Here is a 19,732-nt window from a genome sequence, read left to right on the forward strand (position 1 = left end):
AAAATTAGAAAATAAAAAATTATAGGTCGAATTTGATCCCTTGTGCTAAAGGCAACGTTTTTGAGTAATTAATAGTATTGGTTTGGCGCCTCATGTAAACTTTCCAGGCATCGGATCCGGATTCGCGACCGCCGCCGGTTTCTTTTTCGCCACCGAATGCGCCGCCTATCTCTGCACCCGATGTGCCGATGTTTACATTAGCTATACCACAATCAGAACCTGCATAGGATAAAAATTGTTCTGCCTCGCGCAAATTATTAGTCATAATAGCCGATGATAAACCCTGCGGAACACCGTTCTGCAAGTCGATGGCTTCCTCAAGCGTGCTGTATTTTATTAAATAAAGTATAGGTGCAAAGGTTTCGTGCTGCACTATTTTAAAGTGATTCTCCACCTCGGCTATACAAGGTTTTACGTAACAGCCCGATGAATAGTTGTCGCCTTCCAGCTTACCGCCTTCTACCACAAAGTTGCCGCCTTCGGCTTTACATTTTTCTATAGAATCCAGGTACAGGTTCACGGCGTCATGATCAATCAGCGGACCCATGTGGTTATGCTCATCTAGTGGATTACCGATGCGGATCTGTTTGTAGGCATTCACCAGTTTTTGTTTAAAGGCATCATAAACACTTTCATGGATGATGAGCCTGCGGGTGCTGGTACAACGCTGACCTGCAGTACCCACCGCGCCAAATACCGCGCCGATGAGCGACATATCCAAATCTGCATTCTCGCTGATAATGATGGCGTTATTACCGCCCAGCTCCAATAAGCTGGTACCCAAGCGAGCGCCCACAGCGGCACTAACGGCCTTACCCATACGGGTTGAACCGGTAGCTGATATCAGCGGTACGCGGGTATCGGCAGCCATCAGCTCGCCAATGTTACGATCGCCAATGATGAGGTTGGATACGCCTTCTTCAATATTATTCTTTTTAAATACCTCCTGCGCGATGTGCTGGCAGGCAATGGCGGTCAACGGTGTTTTTTCTGATGGTTTCCAGATGCAAACGTCGCCGCAAACCCAGGCCAGCAGGGAGTTCCAGCTCCAAACCGCCACCGGGAAGTTAAAGGCTGAGATGATACCCACAATGCCCAGCGGATGGTATTGCTCATACATGCGGTGGTTGGCCCTTTCGGAGTGCATGGTTAATCCGTACAACTGACGACTCAAACCAACGGCAAAATCGGCGATGTCGATCATCTCCTGAACCTCGCCCAGGCCTTCCTGCAGGCTTTTACCCATTTCGTAAGATACCAGGCTGCCGAGGTCGTGTTTGTGAGCGCGTAAAGCCTCGCCTATCTGGCGTACAATCTCGCCGCGTTTAGGTGCGGGGGTATTGCGCCAGGTTTTAAAAGCTTTAGCGGCTTGCTCAACTACCTGGTTATAATCGTTTTCGGAAGCGAATTTTACGGATGCTATTTTTTTGCCGTCAACCGGCGATATGATGTCTTTTATGGTAGCGCCGGCGCTGCTGCCCCAGTGATTTCCTGTACTAAAAGCATCATTAATATCGTTTATATGTAAACGTTTTAGAATGTCTGAAATATCGAGGTTCATAATTGTTACTTTTGTCAAAGGTAAAAATCTTAAGGCAATTTTTAGTTTACCCACCTTTTGCCCACGAATTGATTCTTGTTAATTATCAACGCTTTGCAAGTAAATCATGTTAAAAATGTGCGAATGTTGAAAACTAAATTGTTTATTGGAGGCTTACTTGTTGTAATTTGAACTCAATAAGTCTTTACGAAGCAATAACAATTGTTAACCTAAAGCGGATGTTCTGCAAACAAAATTGAATGGAAGAAGAATTTGAATTTGGTTTTACCGAAGATCCAAAGTTTTCGGTAGAACGGTACGAGGAGATGATCCGTAATCACGACCAGTACTTTTTTGATGCCCAGGCGTTTGAGAACATTATCGACTACTACATCGAGAAAAATGATCCGGCCAAGGCGCTGCAAGTAGCAGAATACGCCCGTAACCAACACCCTTTTGCGGCAGTTTTTTTAATTAAACAGGCACAATTGCTGGTAGTTACCAACAAAGTGACCGAGGCATTTGCGGCTTTGGAAAAAGCGGCCATGCTGGAGGCTTCTGATGCGGATATTTATATTATCCGCGGCAATCTGTACGAAAGTATGGAGCGCTATGGCGAAGCCCTGGAAAATTATGAAAAAGCATTGGGCCTGGCCGAGGAGACCGACGAAATCCTGCTGCATATTGCCTACGTATACCAGAACATGGGCGATTATGATACGGCCATAACCTATCTTAAGCTTTGCCTTAAGCAGAATATGGAAAACCAGGATGCCCTTTACGAGCTGGCTTTTTGCTATGACGTAATGGACAACCAGCAGGAGAGCGTACAGTTTTATCAGCAGTATATTGATAACGAGCCTTACAGTTATGCCGCCTGGTATAACCTGGGCAATGCCTACACCAAGCTAAGCTTATTTGAAAAAGCTATTGATGCGTATGACTATGCCATACTGATCAAAGACAGCTTTGCATCGGCCTACTTTAACAAGGGTAATGCCCTGGTTAACCTGGAAAAATATGCCGAAGCTATTGAAGTATACCGCCACACCTTTGAGTACGAGCAGCCCAATGCCGATACTTACTGCGCCATTGGCGAGTGCTACGAAAAGCTGGAGCAGATGGATGATGCACGCGCCTTTTATAAAAAATCGGTTAAGATGGATCCTAAGCTGGCCGACGCCTGGTTTGGCATAGGGGTTACGCTTGATTTTGAGGAACGCTATTTTGAGGCCCTGCATTTTTATAAAAAAGCGCTCGACCTGGATATCGCTAATGCCGACTACTGGTTTGCTATAGCCGATGCTGAGTATAAACTGGGCCACATGACCGAAGCCGAGCAGGCTTATGAAAAAGTGGTAGAGCTTAATCCGCTGGATATTGATGCCTGGCTGGATTATTCCTCCATATTGTATGAGCAGGACAGATTAACCAGCGCCATTGAGATCATATCCGAGGCTATTAAAAATAACCCCGAAGCAGCAGAGCTTTATTACCGTATGGTGGCTTATTTATTTGCCAAAGGCGAATATAACGAAGCGCTAAACCATCTGGAAATGGCCCTCACCAGCGATCCGGAAAAGCATTATATACTTTTTGATTACCTGCCGCAATTGCAAAAGAACAAGGTAATTGTGGATATTATTAATAAGTATACGAAATAAACAGATGGGCGAATGAATGAATGGCGGTTGATCTCAGTATCAGTCGCCATTTTTTATTTTTATTCAAGACGGGTGTCATGGTGAGCCCCGTCGAACCATGGTGGGAAAGGCCTCTGCGCACGAGTCTTCGACGGGGCTCAGACTGACAGCCCTTTTTACCTCGTGATCAATGCTTCCTTTAATCGCATATAAATTTTACAAAAACTTCATCATTTCCACATCTGAAATTAGCACAATTGCATAACTGAGTCATTTTTTTTTCAGATATTTGTATCGTTAGAACTTTTAGTTATAGGCTATAACCATCTATTGTATGAATTATATGATCAATGATCTACCCGAACGTACAGCTAAACCCCGCGATAAAGGCATCACCATGGTGATGGATAAAGGACTAAGTTTAAGACAAGTGGAGGATTTTCTGGAAGTAGGTGGGCCTTATACCGATATTGTTAAGTTGGGTTGGGCAACTTCTTATGTAACGCCCAACTTAACCGAGAAAATAAAGCTATACCAGGAAGCAGGTATCCCCGTATATTTTGGCGGTACTTTGTTTGAGGCTTTTATTGTACGTAACCAGTTTGATGATTACTGCCGCCTGTTAGATAAATACAAACTGGAACACTGCGAGGTGTCCGACGGATCGATCACCATTGAGCATGAGATCAAATGCGAATATATCAGTCGCCTGGCAAAACAGGTTACGGTTATATCAGAAGTAGGCTCCAAAGATGTGCAAAAGATATTTGCACCTTATAAATGGATCAAACTGATGAACGCAGAGATTGAAGCGGGGTCATGGAAGGTGATAGCCGAAGCCCGTGAAAGCGGTAATGTAGGGATCTATCGCGACTCGGGTGAGGTAAGACAGGGTTTGGTTGATGAGATACTAACCCAGATACCCGAAGGCACGATTATTTGGGAAGCCCCGCAAAAAGCGCAGCAGGTATGGTTTATTAAGCTGATAGGCGCCAACGTGAGCCTGGGTAATATTGCACCAACAGATATTATTCCGCTGGAAACATTAAGATTAGGTATCCGCAGCGATACTTTCGACCATTTTTTGAATTTATAACTGATCTTACTAGATAAATTAAGAAGTCTCCGGATTAATTTCTGGAGGCTTTTTTTGTTTAAAGGCTTAGTCAGGGCCTTCTATAGTGCGTCATTGCGAGGTACGAAGCAATCCCCGACATACAAGGCGAATAATGTAAGTCTTAGAGAAGAGAAAAAGAAAAAAACTCTCTAAGCCCTACGGCAGCAAAGACGTAATGTGTTCTAATATATCTTCCATATCTATACATTATCTGCATGTTTAATCAATAATATAATTATTAAGCTACTGTAAATAAATTTTCTATAAATAATACAAAGTAATTTAATAATTATATATATTAGTAAATCGTTTTATCAATATATGATTTGTGAAGTTGTTTTAGGCGATAGGGGAAAGTGCTTTTTATGATTGGGCCGTAAGGCATGTATTAATTATGAAACTTATCAAATTAACCTTATAAAACACCACACTATGAAAATCAAAACTACGTTTTTGAGCGCCCTGCTGCTCGGGGCCGTCATGTCCTGTTCAAAGCAAACTCAAATTACAGATCAATTCAAAAACGATCCTCAGAAAAACAGCAAACTGGCTACCCAGGCCGATACCCCGCTTACCTGGCAGGAGCATTGGTTTGAACACAATCAGTTACTTAACCGCGTATTCAGCGATACCAGTGTAGCGGTTTATTACGATAATGATGTTGACCGCAGCATTACCTGGCCCTACACCTACCTGGCACAAGTTTGGAACTACACTAAGAAAACTTACGGCTCATTTGGAGCAGAAACCCGGCTATATGTAATATTACATACTGCCAAATACAGTGGTGGCCACCCCAGTACGTACATGGATGGCAGTCACGATTACCGGAACGTAATTGACTGCGGATCAAATAGTACAACCGCCTGGACAGCGGGAACCGGCAACGATCTTGACCTTACCACCCATGAAGTTGGGCATATTGTAGAAGGAGCCTCTAAAAATGTGCATAACTCGCCGGCTTTTGGTATCTGGCATGATAGCAAATGGATGGAAATGTACATTTATGACGTGTATCTTGGTCTGGGCCGAACATCTGATGCCCAACGCTGGTATAACCTGGTATTAAATAACTCCGATACCTATCCTCGCGCCAATACCCATTGGTTTAAAGATTGGTTTTATCCGCTGTATACCCAATACGGAAAAACCGCTGTGCTTAATAAATATTTTACTTTGCTGGCGGCCAATTTTCCAAAACACACCGTTTCAAACGGCGTAACCAATATCAGCGAGTATACCCGGGGAATGAATTTTGGCGAATTTGTACATTTCTGGAGCGGTGCCGCCGGCGCCGATCTGAAACAGCTGGCTTTGACCGCTTTTGGAAACAAAGATGAACAAGGCAACGACTGGACCGTACAACTGGAGCAAGCAAAAGCAACATTCCCCAACGTAACTTATCCTGGTAGTACCCCAACAACTGTTACCCTTACCGTTAGCAAAGAAAACAGTGGTGGCCCGGGCGCAGCCGAAGGCTCGCTAAAAATGATTGATGGCAACCTGACATCCAAATTTTTTGTGGCAGGTTATGATACAGGTTTCTGGGCGCAGTTAACCTACCCATCGGCAGTGGTACTCAAAGGATACGCCCTCACTTCGGGTAATGATGCACCAGACCGCGACCCTAAAAGCTGGAAGCTTATGGGCTCCAATGATGGCAGTAACTTTACCCAATTGGATGTACGTACCAATGAAAGTTTTCCTTCCCGAAATCAAACCAAAAGCTATACGTTCACCAATAGCACTGCTTACAAATATTACCGCCTGTATATCACCGCAAACAACGGAAGTCCCGATTTTCAGTTGAGCGAATGGGCTGTTAGTCAATAACCCTTATTTTAAATAACCTTAGTAAGTTTTAAATAAGCCGCGATACTATCGCGGCTTATTCGTTTTTGTGCCTTTTCAATAAGTTTGTTTAGTTATCTTGGGCATGAATATCTTTTACTTATAAAACAATCCAACAACAGCTATGGCCACCGAAGCCGAAAACTCATCCATAGAAAATTCCGGACAAACACCTGTGCAGGCGTATTCTGATAATTCTATAGAGGTGGCGGCTTTGCTTACCCTGTCTGGCGGGTTCCTGGATGTGTTCACTTATGTTGGGCATGGCGGGGTATTCGCCAATTCCATGACGGGTAATATTGTGTTCCTGGGTATGTATACCGCTATGGGCGACTGGCGCCGAGCCTTGCAGCATATTCCACCGATTGCAGCATTCCTGGTAGGTGTGTTTATCGCTTATCGTATGCACTTGCCGTCGGTATTAAAATATCTCCCTAAGCCAGCGTTAACCTGCCTGGGGTTCGAAATTATTGTGCTTATAGCCTGCTCGTTTTTATCAGATTCTTTTCCGGATATCCCCTTAGTGCTGGCCATATCGCTGGTGGCGGCCATGCAAAACTCCAGCTTTACCAAACTGGAAGAATGGACCTATAACTCCGTCATGACCACCGGTAACCTGCGCCGCTTTGCCGAGGCTTTTTTCAGAGGCACCATGCCCGCGCGTAATCCCGTAGCTTTGCGTGAGGCCCGTATGTTTGGCCTGGTTTGTATTTGTTTTTTAGCAGGAGCCATCCTGGCTGCTTTAACTACCAAACAATTGCATGATTATGCCCTGTTTATACCTGCGGGCACTTTACTTATTGCGTTTATTATTTGCTGGCGCCGGCAAAAGGCGAAAATTTTGTATCTTAGAATTAAAAAACATGATTAAGAGTTTAGTGGCGGCAGCAGCCTTGATTCTATTGAGCAGTTTTGCTGCTCCATTACGTGTTGATGTTAAAAACTACTTTAACATTGCCGAAGAGCAATCTTTTGGCAATTTACATTATAAACTATCCTGGAGTTCGCATCCTGTCGAAAACTATTATAAGCAGGAATACTTACCGGCCGGTGAAACATCCGAGCATTTTGATCATATGCTGATGATGGATTTTGCCATAACCAGTGCATCTGCCAGTCAACTCGCCCAACAAAAAAAGGCCGAGCTTGAAAAACAAAAACCATCGGACCCTATTATTAACTACACTCTTTATGAAAAAGCAGGAGAGCTGATGCTTGATTTTATATTGAGTGATAGTAGTAGCGGCAGTTTAAATATAGTTGAACACAATATTTACAGGTACAAAAACTATACAGATAAAGCAGGCCATAAAGGTGTTTTATTGATTGGTATAAGCGAAAGGGCCTATGGGAAAAATATAACACCATTCCTTACTGCCCTGAAGCAAACCAGGGTGGAGAAACTCAATAAATTTGCGGGATATAAAATCCCGGATATTGAGATCAAATCTTAGCTTGCAGAGTTCTCTGCTTACCTGCTTTTGAAATTCAGTATTTAAACTTGGCGGTTTTCTTGCTAATATTACGCCATGAAACAATACGGGCTTATAGGCTACCCCCTTTCACATTCTTTTTCAAAGAAATATTTTGCCGAAAAATTCAAGAACGAAGAGATAACCGATGCGGCTTACGAGCTGTATCCGCTCGAAAATATCAAAGATCTGCAGGATCTGCTGGATGAGCACCCGGATATCTGCGGTCTTAACATTACCATTCCCCATAAAGTAGCCGTGCTGCCTTATCTGGATTGGATTGAACATGATGCCCGTAAAGCAGGTGCGGTAAACTGTATCTGTGTAATTGCTGAAAGTCCCTTACAGGCAGCCTTTACCGGTGAAGTTGGCGTAGAGGGCCATGATTTCAGACTGGAAGGATACAACACCGATCTGTATGGTTTTGAGATGTCCATCCGTCCGCTCATTAAGGATTTTGAAGCTGAGGCCCTGGTGCTGGGCGATGGCGGCGCGGCGAAAGCGGTAAAATGTGTGTTGGAAAACATGGGCATTGCCTTTAAAACCGTTACCCGCAAACCGCACCCCGATCATATCCTGTTCAGCGACCTGAAGCCCCATCATATTAAACAGCATAAGATCATCATTAATACCACGCCTATCGGTACATCACCCAAAATTGATGAATGCCCTCCGATACCCTATGAGGCCATAACCGACGAGCATTTACTGTACGATCTGATCTACAATCCGGAGGAAACCTTATTTTTAAAAAAAGGCCGTGAGCAGGGCGCTGCTACCAAAAACGGTTACGAAATGCTGGTACTGCAAGCCGAAAGATCATGGGAGATATGGAATACTAAAGACAGGCGGGTATGAGATACGCCGGACTATTGATAGCAGCCTTGCTGTTTTTGGCGGCATGTGGTGGTAACCACGATTATTCGCCAAAGCCGCGGGGATATTACCGTATTGCTTTCCCTAAAAAGGAATACCGGGATTATAACACAGGCTGTCCTTATTCGTTCAGCTATCCCAAATATGCGGTTATTGAACCCGACAGAACAAAAGGAGCCAAGCCATGCTGGGTAAATATGCAATTCCCGCAATTTCATGCTACGCTGCATTTAAGCTATCAGCCGGTAACATCCAAAAAAGTATTTAATGAGCTGGTAGAAGATGCCCGCACCTTCGCTTTTAAACATACGGTAAAAGCTACTTCTATAGATGAGGGGGTTATAAGCTATGCCGATCGTAAGGTTTACGGAATCTATTACACTATTGATGGCAACGCGGCTTCATCGGCCCAATTTTTCCTCACTGATAGTACCAAAAATTACCTGCGCGGAGCGCTCTATTTTAACTCCGAACCCCGCCTGGATTCTATTCAGCCCGTACTCAATTTTATCAAGCAGGATGTAGCCGTGATGATTAAGAGTTTTAAATGGAAGTAGGATAGAATCAAGAGATAAGACAAAATTTGAATTCGAATAAAAAGTGCGTCATTGCGAGGTACGAAGCAATCTCTATGCTATACAGAGCGAATATGCGTAGCTGATATGCTTGCGTAAAGATTGCTTCGTACCTCGCAATGACGTATTTTTTTATTAGCCATGAGGGCCTGTCATCCTGAGCTTGTCGAAGGACGCGCGCAGAGGCCTGCCCACCATGATTCGACGGTGCTCAGCATGACATCCCGCTTGATTAATAGGCAAGCAGCTTCTCCACTGTTTCATCCAGCCTTGCTTTGGCCAAAAACTGGTCTTCCAGGGCTTTGTTCATGGGGATGGCGGTATCCAGGCTGCCGCAGCGCATTACGGGGGCATCCAGGTATTTAAAGCAATGCTCGGCTATATGGGCTGCTATTTCCGCACCGAAACCGCTGGTGAGTGTGTCCTCGTGCAATACCAGGGCTCTGCCGGTTTTCTTTACGCTTGCTTCTACTGCCTCATGATCCCAGGGCAGCAGGCTGCGCAGGTCGATGATCTCGAGTGACAGCTCCGGATGTTTTTCCGCGTATTCTAATGCCCAGTGTACGCCCAGGCCAAAGGTGATGATGCTGGCCTGTGTGCCTTGTTTTATTATATTGGCTTTGCCTATCTCTATCAGTACATCATTGTCGGGCACATCACCGCTGATGCTGCGATACAGGTATTTATGTTCGAAATAGATTACGGGATTAGGATCGTCAATAGCGGCTAACAGTAAACCTTTAGCATCGGCCGGGAAAGCGGGATAAACCACTTTGAGTCCGGGTGTTTTGGTGAACCAGGCCTCGTTACTTTGCGAGTGGAAAGGCCCGGCACCAGTACCTGCCCCTGTCGGCATACGCACCACTACATCAACAGCCTGTGCCCAGCGATAGTGCGTTTTGGCCAGGTTGTTAATAATCTGGTTAAAGCCGCAGGTCACAAAATCGGCAAACTGCATTTCAACAATGGCTTTATATCCATTGAGGGCCAAACCCATGCCCGCTCCTACGATGCCCGATTCGCAAATAGGCGTATTGCGCACACGTGGTTTGCCAAACTCTTCTACAAAGCCCTGGGTTATTTTAAAGGCGCCGCCATACTCGGCAATATCCTGCCCCATGATCACCAGGTTAGGGTGTTTGCGCATAGCCTGACGCAGGCCATCGCTTATGGCATCAATATAGCGTTTATGAGTTGCCGGACTTGTTGCCGGTTGTGTGGCCGGGAACTGGTAAGGCTGGTACATATCCCGCACTTCGGTTGCTATATCCGGTACAATATCGGCCTCGCTGTATACCTTTTCAAATTCTGTTTCAATAAGGGTAGTGATCTCCTTTTTGAATACCGGGATCCACTCGGGGCGGATCACGCCTTCGTCCAATAAATATTTTTCAAAATTAGCTACCGGATCTTTACCGGCCCACCATTCAAACAAATTCTGCGGAACGTATTTGGTTCCCGAGGCTTCCTCGTGCCCGCGCATCCGGAAAGTCATACACTCCAGCAATACAGGTCGCGGGTTTTCGCGGATGCTTTCATTGATCTCTTGAATAGTATGATAAACTTCCAGTATGTTGTTGCCGTCAATGCGGCGGCCTTCTATTCCATATCCTATAGCCTTATCAACCAGTTTTAAACAATTGTACTGTTCATTTACTGGGGTCGAAAGACCGTAGCCGTTGTTCTCGATCAAAAATATAACCGGTAATTTCCAAACCGATGCAATGTTGAGCGCCTCATGAAAATCGCCCTCGCTGGTAGCTCCCTCGCCGGTAAATACCAGGGTAGCTCTTTTTCGTTCGGCTAAAACATCGGCCAGGGCAATGCCATCGGCCAGGGCCAGCTGCGGGCCCAGGTGCGATATCATCCCGATGATCTTATATTCCTGCGTGCCGAAATGGAAGGAGCGGTCGCGCCCTTTGGTGAACCCCGAAGGCTTACCCTGCCACTGGGCCATCAGCCGGGAAAGTGGGATATCGCGGGTGGTAAAAACACCCAGGTTGCGGTGCATGGGCAATATATATTCATCACTTTGCATGGCCAGCGTACTGCCCACGGCAATAGCTTCCTGGCCTATCCCCGAAAACCATTTGCCAATACGGCCCTGGCGTAAAAGGATCAGCATCTTCTCCTCAATGAGGCGCGGCAGCAACAATTTTTTGTAAAAAAATGTTAAATTTTCGTTATTCAGGTTTTTACGGTCAAAAATCATAGTGTAAAACTACTGAAGTTTTTAAAACTTTGTATGTTTGGTAATCCTATCTAATAACTATGAAACGAAACGGACTTTTACTCCTCGCGCTACTGCTGATCATTGGGTTTGCCGCCAGCTCACAGGATTATTTTTTATTGCCCGAAAGCTTTAACATGAAAAAAGGCGATAAGCTGAGCCTGCACCTGTTAAGCGGTAACGAATTTCAAAAAGACGCGGAATACCGGTATAAAGACGCCAAGATTTCTAAGTTTATGTTGTATGAAGGATCAAAAAAAACCGATCTGAGCCTGGCGCCAAAAGATACATCGGCCAATGTGCTGAATTATAAACTGGAGAACAGCGGAATGGCCCTCATTGAGGTAGTAAAAAGCGAAAGCATCGAATCGGAAAGAAATAAATTTTTAAAATATCTGGATAATGAAGGTCTGGATAAAATAGCCGAAGACGCCAAGAACAGCAATCAACAATACTTTGTCGAAAAAACAAACCGGTATTTAAAAACGCTGATAGCGGTTGATAAACCCAATGGTAAAGATTTTGATAAGCCACTGGGCGAAACCTACGAAATAGTAATACAGCAAAATCCGTATAAAGCCAGTTATGGCGATGATGTAACCGCCAAGATATTATTTAAAGGAAAACCATTAAAAGATGCCGTGGTGATTGTATACACCAGGACTATAAACGGTAATGTGTTCCCACAAAAACTGAGCTCTGATGCGCAGGGTCAGATCTACTTTAAACTAAGCCGCGAAGGGGTTTACATGATCAGCTCGGTACATGTGGAAACATCAACCGATAAAAATGCCGATTTTGAAAGCTGGGGAGCCACCTTCACTTTTGCCTTTAAAAATGCCGATAGTGCACCAAATACTTACAAAGAATTTGGCTTTGGCGATAAGCACTAGCCAAAGCCCCCTAGCCCCCTAAAGGGGGAACTCTTTAATGGTGGCGATAATAATATCGAATAATGAATATCGAACATCGATTTTTTACTTCAATATTCAATATTAGAAATTCGATGTTCGATATTTTCCTTTCGCTTGGAGTTCCCCCTTTAGGGGGTTAGGAGGCCAACATATCCAAACGTAGTGAGTTGTTTGCTGCTACGGTTGGCATCGGTAACCAGGAGTGCGCCATCCCGGTAAAGTGCTATACCTTCCCAGTTATTTTTTGGTGCCGGGAATGCCGAGGTTACTTGTTTCCAATGTTTATCCTTCCGGTTATTGAGCATCACGATACGGCCATAGCTGGTGCTTTTCTTTTTCAGGTAATCAGGGTTGGCTGTGATATTAGCCTTCAGATCGGGAACAGCTGTTTTTATGTTTTCTTCCTGGTTTTTAAGCTGATCGTTATTCAGGTAGGCGTCATAATCACCGTTCCAGAAATAATTGATCCCATAAATTTTGTCTTTCTGGGTAGCCGTCATATCCGTTATCCTGAAATAAAGGAAAGGTACTTTGATAACTTGCGGTTGCCTGGTAAATGAAGTATCAATCAGATAGCCTTTGCCGCCACCGGGCATGCCATTGTACTCATAGTAAGCCAGTAGTTTTTTCTCTTTGGGCAGCCAGGTTACGCTTTCAAAACCAGCGTTGTTGATACGCAACGGTCGTTTAAGCGTTGCAAAATGCAGTGGATCGATAGTGATGGTATTTTGAAGGGTATCCAGGGTGCCGCGCAGTAAGAAACAATAATCGTAAGTATCGTTGGTTTCGATAGATAAATAGGCCGTGTTATTCACGATGCTTATCGCTTCAAAACCTTCGTAATAAGTTTTTACGGAATCGGGCAGCTGATTTAGATTTTTAACACGAACAGGCCTGTAGGCTGTTAAGGCGGTGTCCTTACCGTCAATTACACGGCCAATGCTATCGGCCAGCAGGCTGTAAATGAAAAAATCACCATCGAGTTTGGTTTCTTTATGACTGCCGTATTGGGGCTCCAGGTATACCCTGCCACCATACATAGCCATACCCGAAAACTCCTCGTTTACACTGCTGATGTTTTTTGGAAGTGGGATGTTTTTAAAGACACTTTGGCTGTGGGCAATGCCCGAGAAAAACAGGCTGCCGAGAAACAATATGAACGATAAATATTTTTTATACATGGGTGTTTTAAATGGATGTTTAAAGATAGCCAAATCGTTTAGTTTTAAAAATGCAAAGGCGATGCTAAAAGCCGAAAGCATAAAGCTTAAAGGTTCTTTTTATATAATAATAGCTTTAGGCTTTCTGCTTTGAGCTTTAGGCTCATAAAAACCTATATATTTACGGCGAGTGACAAAAATTTAACAAATTTTAACATTTAAGCGGGCATTTTTTTTGGCGAAAAAATGTTAGTGTGAGTAAGTTTGCCTACCGAACAAAAAAGAAGCATGGAAGAATTAAAAAGTAATACCGAAAACGTTTCATCAGGCGCTGTTACGGGTAGCGTATCATATTCAACCGATATCAGGGCGCTGAATGAAATGATACAAAGAGAAAGCGCTTTTATCGATATCCTGAGAATGGAATTGGATAAAGTGATCGTTGGACAAAAATATATGGTGGAGCGGTTACTGATCGGTTTGCTGGCCGACGGGCACATCCTTTTGGAAGGTGTACCGGGATTGGCGAAAACGCTGGCCATTAACACACTGTCAAAAGCTATCCAGGCCGATTACAGCCGTATCCAGTTTACTCCCGATTTGTTACCCGCCGACTTGCTGGGTACCATGATATACAATCAGAAAAAAGAAGAGTTCATTGTGCGTAAAGGCCCGTTGTTCTCCAATTTTATCCTGGCCGATGAGATTAACCGTGCGCCTGCCAAAGTGCAAAGCGCGCTGTTAGAAGCGATGCAGGAACGCCAGGTAACTATTGGCGATAATACCTTCCCGCTGCCCAATCCCTTCCTGGTACTGGCTACCCAGAACCCGATTGAGCAGGAAGGAACCTACCCGCTGCCCGAAGCACAGGTTGACCGTTTTATGCTCAAAGTAGTGATCGGCTATCCGGAGAAGGAGGATGAAAAACGAATTATCCGTGCCAATATATTACCAGGCGGGATGCCAAAGCCAACGGCCGTTATTAAACCCGATGAAATTGTGCGTGCCCGTAAAATTGTAAGAGAAGTGTACATGGACGAAAAAATAGAGCAATACATTGTGGATATTGTTTTCGCTACCCGTTACCCTGAGCAGTTTAAACTGGCGCATTATAAAAACCTGATCACCTTTGGTGCATCGCCAAGGGCAAGTATCAATCTGGCGCTGGCTGCGAAGGCATATGCGTTCATCAAACACAGGGGTTATGTGATACCTGAGGATGTACGGGCTATTTGCCATGATGTACTGCGTCACCGTATCGGTTTAAGCTACGAGGCAGAGGCCGAGAACATCACCTCAGAAAATATTATTACAGGGATATTGAATGTGGTAGAAGTACCTTAAGAAAAGAATCAAGAGATAAGAATCAAGAGATAAGAACCAGGAGAAAGAATCAAGAAGTAAGAGTCAAGAATCAAGAGATAGAAAACAAAAAAACAAGAATGACTACGACAAGAATTTAAGATTTTGTCTTGATTCCTGGCTCTTGATATCTTGATTCCATCTTCCCCCAAACACTATGGCTAAGGATACCAAAGAACTGCTGAAAAAAGTAAGGAAGATCGAGATCAAGACCCGGGGCTTAAGTAATCACTTATTCTCGGGCGAGTATCATTCGGCTTTTAAAGGCCGTGGTATGGCTTTTAGCGAAGTGCGCGAATACCAGCTGGGCGATGAGATCCGCACCATCGACTGGAACGTGACCGCGCGTTTTAACCATCCTTACGTGAAAGTTTTTGACGAGGAACGCGAGCTTACCTTTATGCTGCTGGTTGATGTGAGCGGGTCCGAAAACTTTGGAACGCAAAATCAGCAAAAGCAGGATATCGCAACCGAGCTTTGCGCCGTGCTGGCATTTTCGGCCATACAGAATAATGATAAAGTGGGCGTGTTGTTTTTTAGCGATAAGATCGAAAAATTTATTCCTCCCAAAAAAGGCCGCAGCCATATCCTGATGATCATCCGCGAGTTGATCGACTTTAAGCCCGAAAGCAAAGGAACCAACGTTGCCGAGGCGCTCAAATTCTTTACCCGTGCTATCAAAAAAAGATGTACTGCTTTTATCATCTCCGATTTTATAAGCCCGGCTTTTGATGATGAGTTGAAGATCGCCAATAAAAAGCACGACCTGATTGCCCTGCGACTTTATGATAAGCACGAAGAAGAGTTCCCGAATCTGGGCCTTATCCCGATGAAGGACGAAGAAACCGGCGAACTGCTTTGGGTGAATACCTCTGATGAGGCTGTACGCACCGCTTTTAAAGCCGAAGGATTAAGAAGGAACGGACAGCTGAAGGAAACTTTCAATCGCTCTGGTGTTGATTTTACCAGTATTGGCACCCATGAATCATACGTGAAACCATTAATGACATTATTTAAAAAGCGGGAAGGCAAAAGATGATAAAGTGCTTTATAAAAAACCTGCTATTGTTAACCATACTGCTTACCGGTTTTGCTTACCAGAGTAGTGCCCAAAATGTAGAGGTTGGAGCCCAGCTTGACCGTAAGGCTATCAAAATAGGTGAGCAAACGCAGCTGCATATCACTGCCCGCATGCGTGTGAAGGATCAGGTTGATTTTCCGGTGCTGGCAGACAGTATTGCCAATAAAATTTTGATTGTAAGTGGCAAAGCCGATACTGTAGTTGATAAAAACAATGCCAGTATGGAAACTATAGGCCATCACTATACCATTACCGCATTTGACAGCGGCGAGTATGTGATCCCATCATACGCATTCCATACCGCAAGTGGTGAAATTAAAACCGGGCCGTTAAAGCTGATAGTAGCCACTGTTGCCGTGGATACCACCAAAGCCGCTTATGATATTAAGCAGCCGCTGATTGTTCAGTATACTTTTTTAGACTGGCTAATGGATCACCTGACACTGGTAATCATTATAGAAGCGGTTATATTGATCGGTGGGATACTTTTTGTGATTTATTACGTTCGGAAAAAGAATAAGAAAGAGGTAGTGGTTGAAGAGCTCAAACCTTTGGTGCCAATACATGTAGTGGCACTGCAAAAACTTACCGAACTGCGCAACAGAAAGTTATGGCAGCAGGAGCAGACAAAACAATATCATACCGAGCTTACTGATATTATGCGCGATTACCTGGAAAATCGTTATGTGATCAAAGCGCATGAGCAAACCTCCGATGAGATATTTGCCAGCCTGCGGTACATGGATATTACTGACGAGAACCGCAACGCGCTGCGCCAGGTATTGATACTGGCCGATTTGGTGAAATTTGCAAAAGAGAAACCATTGCCGCAGGATAATGAACAAAGCATGGATAATGCCGTTGCCTTTGTAAACAGAACGCAGCAAGCCATTCAACCACCCATTGTAAAGCAAGAGGATAATAAATGAGCTGGTTTAAAGGAATAGAATTTGCCCATCCGGGATTTTTCTGGTTGTTTATCATCATCCCATTAATGGTGGCCTGGTATGTTTGGAAACAGCGCCAGTTACAAGGTACGTTGGGCGTACCTACTTTAAAGAGTTTTGCCTTTAAAAAAAGCTATACGGCCCGTTTCAGGCACGTGGGGATTGGATTACGATCATTAGCTGTTGCCGCCTTAATTGTGGCACTGGCCAGGCCGCAGTCGTCATTAAGCTGGCAGGATAGTACTACGGAGGGTATCGATATTATGATTGCCTCAGATATTTCGGGCAGTATGCTGGCTGAGGATTTTAAACCAAACCGCCTGGAGGCAGGTAAAAATATTGCTATTGACTTTATCAAAAATCGCCCTAATGATCGTATCGGCCTGGTGATCTTCAGCGGTGAAAGTTTTACGCAATGCCCGCTCACCATAGATCATGATGTACTGATCAACGTATTCTCGGATATTAAGAACGGGATGATTGACGACGGAACAGCTATAGGTATGGGCCTGGCAACGGCAGTAAACCGGTTAAGAACCAGTACTGCCAAAAGCAAGGTGATCATTTTGCTAACCGATGGTTCAAATAACTCTGGCTCCATACCGCCTATTACCGCTGCCGAAATAGCCAAACAGTTTGGTGTAAGGGTTTATACGGTAGGTTTGGGAACCAATGGTTATGCGCCTTATCCGGTGCCTACACCCATGGGAGTACAATACCAGCGCATGAAGGTGGATATAGACGAAGGTACGCTATCAAAAATAGCCAATATTACCGGGGGCAAGTATTTCAGGGCCACCAATAACGAAACGCTGAGACAGATATATACACAGATTGATAAGCTGGAGAAGGCTAAGATAGATGTAACCCAGTATCGCAGAAAAACAGAAATGTTTATGCCCTGGGCCATCATCGCACTGGCATTATTGTCGCTTGAGTTTTTATTAAAGAACACGCTGTTCAAAGGAGCTTTAACATGATTTTCAGTATCAAGTAGTTAGTATCAAGTATCAAGATGCCTGGCCTCCTTGATATTGCTAAAGGAAAGAAGGTCTTGATACTTGATACTAACTACTTGATACCAAATAATAAAAAAGATGCTACGTTTTGCACATACAGATATTTTATGGGGACTGCTGGTTATTCCGGTATTTATCCTGCTGTTTATTTTCGTAAGCCGCTGGAAAAGGAAAGCCATTGCCTCATTGGGCGATAAAAATGTGGTACGCCTCATGATGCCGCAGGTTTCGTTTTCAAGGCCATGGCTTAAATTCATATTTTTTGTGGTGGCCTACGCTTTTGTGATCATCGGTATGGCTGATCCGCAGCTAGGGTCAAAAACCGAAGAAGTAAAACGTAAAGGTGCCGATTTGATGATACTACTCGACGTATCCAACAGTATGCTGGCGCATGATCTGGCGCCAAGCCGACTGGAAAATGCTAAAAGGGCTATTTCGCAACTGGTAGACAGGATGCATGATGACCGTATCGGTCTGATTGTTTTTGCAGGTGAAGCCTACGTGCAATTGCCTATGACTACCGATTACTCGGCGGCCAAACTGTTTTTAAATACCGTTAATACGGGCATGGTTCCCACGCAGGGAACGGCAATTGGTGCGGCTATTGAGCTGGGTGTAAAGTCACTTGATTTTAAGAATGGAACAGGCAAAGCCATGATCCTGATAACCGATGCCGAAAATCATGAAGATAACGCTATGGAAGCCGCATCTGCAGCCAAAAGCAAAGGTGTAATGGTGAATGTTATAGGAGTGGGTTCGGCAGATGGAGCGCCTATTCCGCTTAACCCCAATGAGCCTAACAGCCCCTTTCGTACCGATGAAAGCGGGAATAAGATTATTACCAAGCTGAATGAACAAATGGGTAAGGATATAGCTGCTGCCGGTGGTGGCATTTATGTAAGGGCCAACAACTCTAACAGCGGTTTGAGTATTGTGATGGATCAGGTAGCTAAAGTTCAGCGCAAAGAGTATGATAACAAATCATTCAAGGATTTTGAAGACCGCTTTCAATTTTTCCTGGCTATAGCGTTGGGCCTGTTGGTGGCGGAGTTTTTTATATCTAACCGTAAAAACATGCGGTTAAGCGGGTTGAAATTATTTGAAGTAAAAAAGTCATGAAGCAATATATCATCGTAGTTATATTAGTGCTGCAGGCTTCTATCCTTTTTGCCCAGCAGGAAAAAAAGTATATCAGGCAGGGTAACCAACTTTACCAGCAGCAAAACTATAAGGATGCCGAAAACAATTACCGGGTATCCATAGGTAAACAGGGTAAAACTGTTGCCGGTAACTTTAACCTGGGCGATGCCTTGTATAAGCAAAATAAATATGCCGATGCAGGGCAGCAGTTTAGCAAAATAGCCGCATCAAGCAAAAATAAAAACGTGTTGGCCAAAGCTTATCATAACCTGGGCAACTCCATGTTACAGTCAAAAAAGCTGGAAGAAAGCGTGGCTGCGTACAAAAAATCATTGTTGAATAATCCGGAAGATGAGGAAACCCGCTATAACCTGGCGTATGCCCAGGAAAAGCTGAAACAAAAGCAGAAACAGGATAAGAACAAAAACAACAAGAACAACAAAGACAAGAATAAGGATAACAAGGACAAAGACAAGGATAAGAAGGATCAGGATAAAAAGAAAGACGATAAGGACAATAAAGATAAGAAGGACGATAACAAAAACGGGCAGGATAAAAACGACCCGAACAAGAATAACGGTGATCAGAAACCCGATCCAAATAACGTATCAAAAGATGATGCGGAACGTATGCTGGAAGCTTTGAACAATGACGAAAAACAAACGCAGGATAAGCTGAAAAATAAAAAACAAAAAGGTGCTAAAATGCACATCGAAAAGGAATGGTAGTTTGTTGGGGGCGAGGTTCGAGTTGCGAGGTTCGTGTTACAGGATTCATGTTGATCCCGAGCCCGCAACCAATAACC

17 protein-coding genes are annotated in these 19,732 nt (G+C 44.2%); 14 read left to right on the top strand and 3 right to left on the bottom strand.

The genetic code is table 11. From position 1 onward, the window contains the following. Positions 1 to 19: 19 nt before the first annotated feature. Complete coding sequence (gene amaB / locus G7092_RS22050) at positions 20 to 1,561, bottom strand: L-piperidine-6-carboxylate dehydrogenase (protein WP_166092609.1); 1,542 nt, start codon at positions 1,559 to 1,561, stop codon at positions 20 to 22. Positions 1,562 to 1,800: 239 nt separating this feature from the next. Between amaB and G7092_RS22055 the strand changes: the two genes are divergently transcribed. The 7 genes from G7092_RS22055 to gldD all read left to right on the top strand — a co-directional run bounded on the left by G7092_RS22055 (position 1,801) and on the right by gldD (position 9,056). Further along, entirely contained in the window at positions 1,801 to 3,204 is a 1,404-nt protein-coding gene (locus G7092_RS22055; RefSeq protein WP_166092611.1) for a tetratricopeptide repeat protein, read from the top strand. 313 nt (positions 3,205 to 3,517) lie between these two features. Next, positions 3,518 to 4,279 carry a phosphosulfolactate synthase gene (locus G7092_RS22060; protein WP_166092613.1) on the top strand — a complete coding sequence of 254 codons (762 nt, stop codon included), beginning with the start codon at positions 3,518 to 3,520 and terminating at the stop codon, positions 4,277 to 4,279. Between the two features lie 453 nt (positions 4,280 to 4,732). Continuing rightward, positions 4,733 to 6,133 carry a discoidin domain-containing protein gene (locus tag G7092_RS22065; RefSeq protein ID WP_166092616.1) on the top strand — a complete coding sequence of 467 codons (1,401 nt, stop codon included), beginning with the start codon at positions 4,733 to 4,735 and terminating at the stop codon, positions 6,131 to 6,133. Between the two features lie 142 nt (positions 6,134 to 6,275). Continuing rightward, entirely contained in the window at positions 6,276 to 7,022 is a 747-nt protein-coding gene (locus tag G7092_RS22070) for a YoaK family protein (RefSeq protein ID WP_166092618.1), read from the top strand. Beyond that, positions 7,015 to 7,605 (top strand): HI_0983 family protein, encoded by a 591-nt coding sequence (locus G7092_RS22075; protein WP_166092620.1) that lies wholly within the window; start codon positions 7,015 to 7,017, stop codon positions 7,603 to 7,605. The genes G7092_RS22070 and G7092_RS22075 overlap by 8 nt, the downstream gene beginning before the upstream one ends. Before the next feature lie 75 nt (positions 7,606 to 7,680). Further along, complete coding sequence (locus G7092_RS22080; protein ID WP_166092623.1) at positions 7,681 to 8,481, top strand: shikimate dehydrogenase family protein; 801 nt, start codon at positions 7,681 to 7,683, stop codon at positions 8,479 to 8,481. Beyond that, positions 8,478 to 9,056: a gliding motility lipoprotein GldD gene (gene gldD / locus G7092_RS22085; RefSeq protein WP_166092626.1), complete on the top strand. Its 579-nt coding sequence runs from the start codon at positions 8,478 to 8,480 to the stop codon at positions 9,054 to 9,056. Before G7092_RS22080 ends, gldD begins: the two co-directional genes overlap by 4 nt. Before the next feature lie 250 nt (positions 9,057 to 9,306). On the opposite strand, the gene G7092_RS22090 is transcribed toward gldD, so the two are convergent. Then, a complete protein-coding gene (locus G7092_RS22090; protein WP_166092628.1) occupies positions 9,307 to 11,286 on the bottom strand; it encodes an alpha-ketoacid dehydrogenase subunit alpha/beta in 1,980 nt (659 codons plus the stop codon). A 59-nt stretch (positions 11,287 to 11,345) separates the two neighbouring features. On the opposite strand from G7092_RS22090, the gene G7092_RS22095 reads away from it, so the two are divergent. Next, positions 11,346 to 12,197, top strand: a complete 852-nt coding sequence (locus G7092_RS22095; RefSeq protein WP_166092631.1) for a DUF4198 domain-containing protein — start codon at positions 11,346 to 11,348, stop codon at positions 12,195 to 12,197. 149 nt (positions 12,198 to 12,346) lie between these two features. Here the strand turns inward: G7092_RS22095 and G7092_RS22100 are convergent, their stop codons facing one another. Then, the gene (locus G7092_RS22100; protein ID WP_166092633.1) at positions 12,347 to 13,399 is read right to left on the bottom strand and encodes a hypothetical protein; all 1,053 of its coding nucleotides are present in this window, start codon (positions 13,397 to 13,399) and stop codon (positions 12,347 to 12,349) included. Positions 13,400 to 13,666: 267 nt separating this feature from the next. On the opposite strand from G7092_RS22100, the gene G7092_RS22105 reads away from it, so the two are divergent. The 6 genes from G7092_RS22105 to G7092_RS22130 all read left to right on the top strand — a co-directional run bounded on the left by G7092_RS22105 (position 13,667) and on the right by G7092_RS22130 (position 19,655). Further along, the gene (locus tag G7092_RS22105) at positions 13,667 to 14,722 is read left to right on the top strand and encodes an AAA family ATPase (RefSeq protein WP_166092635.1); all 1,056 of its coding nucleotides are present in this window, start codon (positions 13,667 to 13,669) and stop codon (positions 14,720 to 14,722) included. A gap of 175 nt (positions 14,723 to 14,897) precedes the next feature. Then, on the top strand, positions 14,898 to 15,779 hold the full coding sequence (locus G7092_RS22110) for a DUF58 domain-containing protein (protein WP_166092638.1): 882 nt from the start codon (positions 14,898 to 14,900) through the stop codon (positions 15,777 to 15,779). Next, positions 15,776 to 16,750, top strand: a complete 975-nt coding sequence (locus G7092_RS22115) for a BatD family protein (RefSeq protein ID WP_166092640.1) — start codon at positions 15,776 to 15,778, stop codon at positions 16,748 to 16,750. Before G7092_RS22110 ends, G7092_RS22115 begins: the two co-directional genes overlap by 4 nt. After that, entirely contained in the window at positions 16,747 to 17,748 is a 1,002-nt protein-coding gene (locus G7092_RS22120; protein WP_202985379.1) for a vWA domain-containing protein, read from the top strand. Before G7092_RS22115 ends, G7092_RS22120 begins: the two co-directional genes overlap by 4 nt. A gap of 117 nt (positions 17,749 to 17,865) precedes the next feature. Then, entirely contained in the window at positions 17,866 to 18,906 is a 1,041-nt protein-coding gene (locus tag G7092_RS22125) for a vWA domain-containing protein (protein ID WP_166092642.1), read from the top strand. Further along, on the top strand, positions 18,903 to 19,655 hold the full coding sequence (locus tag G7092_RS22130) for a tetratricopeptide repeat protein (RefSeq protein WP_166092644.1): 753 nt from the start codon (positions 18,903 to 18,905) through the stop codon (positions 19,653 to 19,655). Before G7092_RS22125 ends, G7092_RS22130 begins: the two co-directional genes overlap by 4 nt. Positions 19,656 to 19,732: the final 77 nt, after the last annotated feature.

Origin of the sequence: Mucilaginibacter inviolabilis (assembly GCF_011089895.1) — a bacterium.
GTDB classification, from domain to species: Bacteria; Bacteroidota; Bacteroidia; order Sphingobacteriales; family Sphingobacteriaceae; genus Mucilaginibacter; species Mucilaginibacter inviolabilis.

Excerpts from the sequence above, each read along its gene's own strand:
- amaB (WP_166092609.1), bottom strand. The coding sequence starts at position 1,561 with ATGAACCTCGATATTTCAGACATTCTAAAACGTTTACATATAAACGAT.
- G7092_RS22055 (WP_166092611.1), top strand. The coding sequence starts at position 1,801 with ATGGAAGAAGAATTTGAATTTGGTTTTACCGAAGATCCAAAGTTTTCG.
- G7092_RS22060 (WP_166092613.1), top strand. The coding sequence starts at position 3,518 with ATGAATTATATGATCAATGATCTACCCGAACGTACAGCTAAACCCCGC.
- G7092_RS22065 (WP_166092616.1), top strand. The coding sequence starts at position 4,733 with ATGAAAATCAAAACTACGTTTTTGAGCGCCCTGCTGCTCGGGGCCGTC.
- G7092_RS22070 (WP_166092618.1), top strand. The coding sequence starts at position 6,276 with ATGGCCACCGAAGCCGAAAACTCATCCATAGAAAATTCCGGACAAACA.
- G7092_RS22075 (WP_166092620.1), top strand. The coding sequence starts at position 7,015 with ATGATTAAGAGTTTAGTGGCGGCAGCAGCCTTGATTCTATTGAGCAGT.
- G7092_RS22080 (WP_166092623.1), top strand. The coding sequence starts at position 7,681 with ATGAAACAATACGGGCTTATAGGCTACCCCCTTTCACATTCTTTTTCA.
- gldD (WP_166092626.1), top strand. The coding sequence starts at position 8,478 with ATGAGATACGCCGGACTATTGATAGCAGCCTTGCTGTTTTTGGCGGCA.
- G7092_RS22090 (WP_166092628.1), bottom strand. The coding sequence starts at position 11,286 with ATGATTTTTGACCGTAAAAACCTGAATAACGAAAATTTAACATTTTTT.
- G7092_RS22095 (WP_166092631.1), top strand. The coding sequence starts at position 11,346 with ATGAAACGAAACGGACTTTTACTCCTCGCGCTACTGCTGATCATTGGG.
- G7092_RS22100 (WP_166092633.1), bottom strand. The coding sequence starts at position 13,399 with ATGTATAAAAAATATTTATCGTTCATATTGTTTCTCGGCAGCCTGTTT.
- G7092_RS22105 (WP_166092635.1), top strand. The coding sequence starts at position 13,667 with ATGGAAGAATTAAAAAGTAATACCGAAAACGTTTCATCAGGCGCTGTT.
- G7092_RS22110 (WP_166092638.1), top strand. The coding sequence starts at position 14,898 with ATGGCTAAGGATACCAAAGAACTGCTGAAAAAAGTAAGGAAGATCGAG.
- G7092_RS22115 (WP_166092640.1), top strand. The coding sequence starts at position 15,776 with ATGATAAAGTGCTTTATAAAAAACCTGCTATTGTTAACCATACTGCTT.
- G7092_RS22120 (WP_202985379.1), top strand. The coding sequence starts at position 16,747 with ATGAGCTGGTTTAAAGGAATAGAATTTGCCCATCCGGGATTTTTCTGG.
- G7092_RS22125 (WP_166092642.1), top strand. The coding sequence starts at position 17,866 with ATGCTACGTTTTGCACATACAGATATTTTATGGGGACTGCTGGTTATT.
- G7092_RS22130 (WP_166092644.1), top strand. The coding sequence starts at position 18,903 with ATGAAGCAATATATCATCGTAGTTATATTAGTGCTGCAGGCTTCTATC.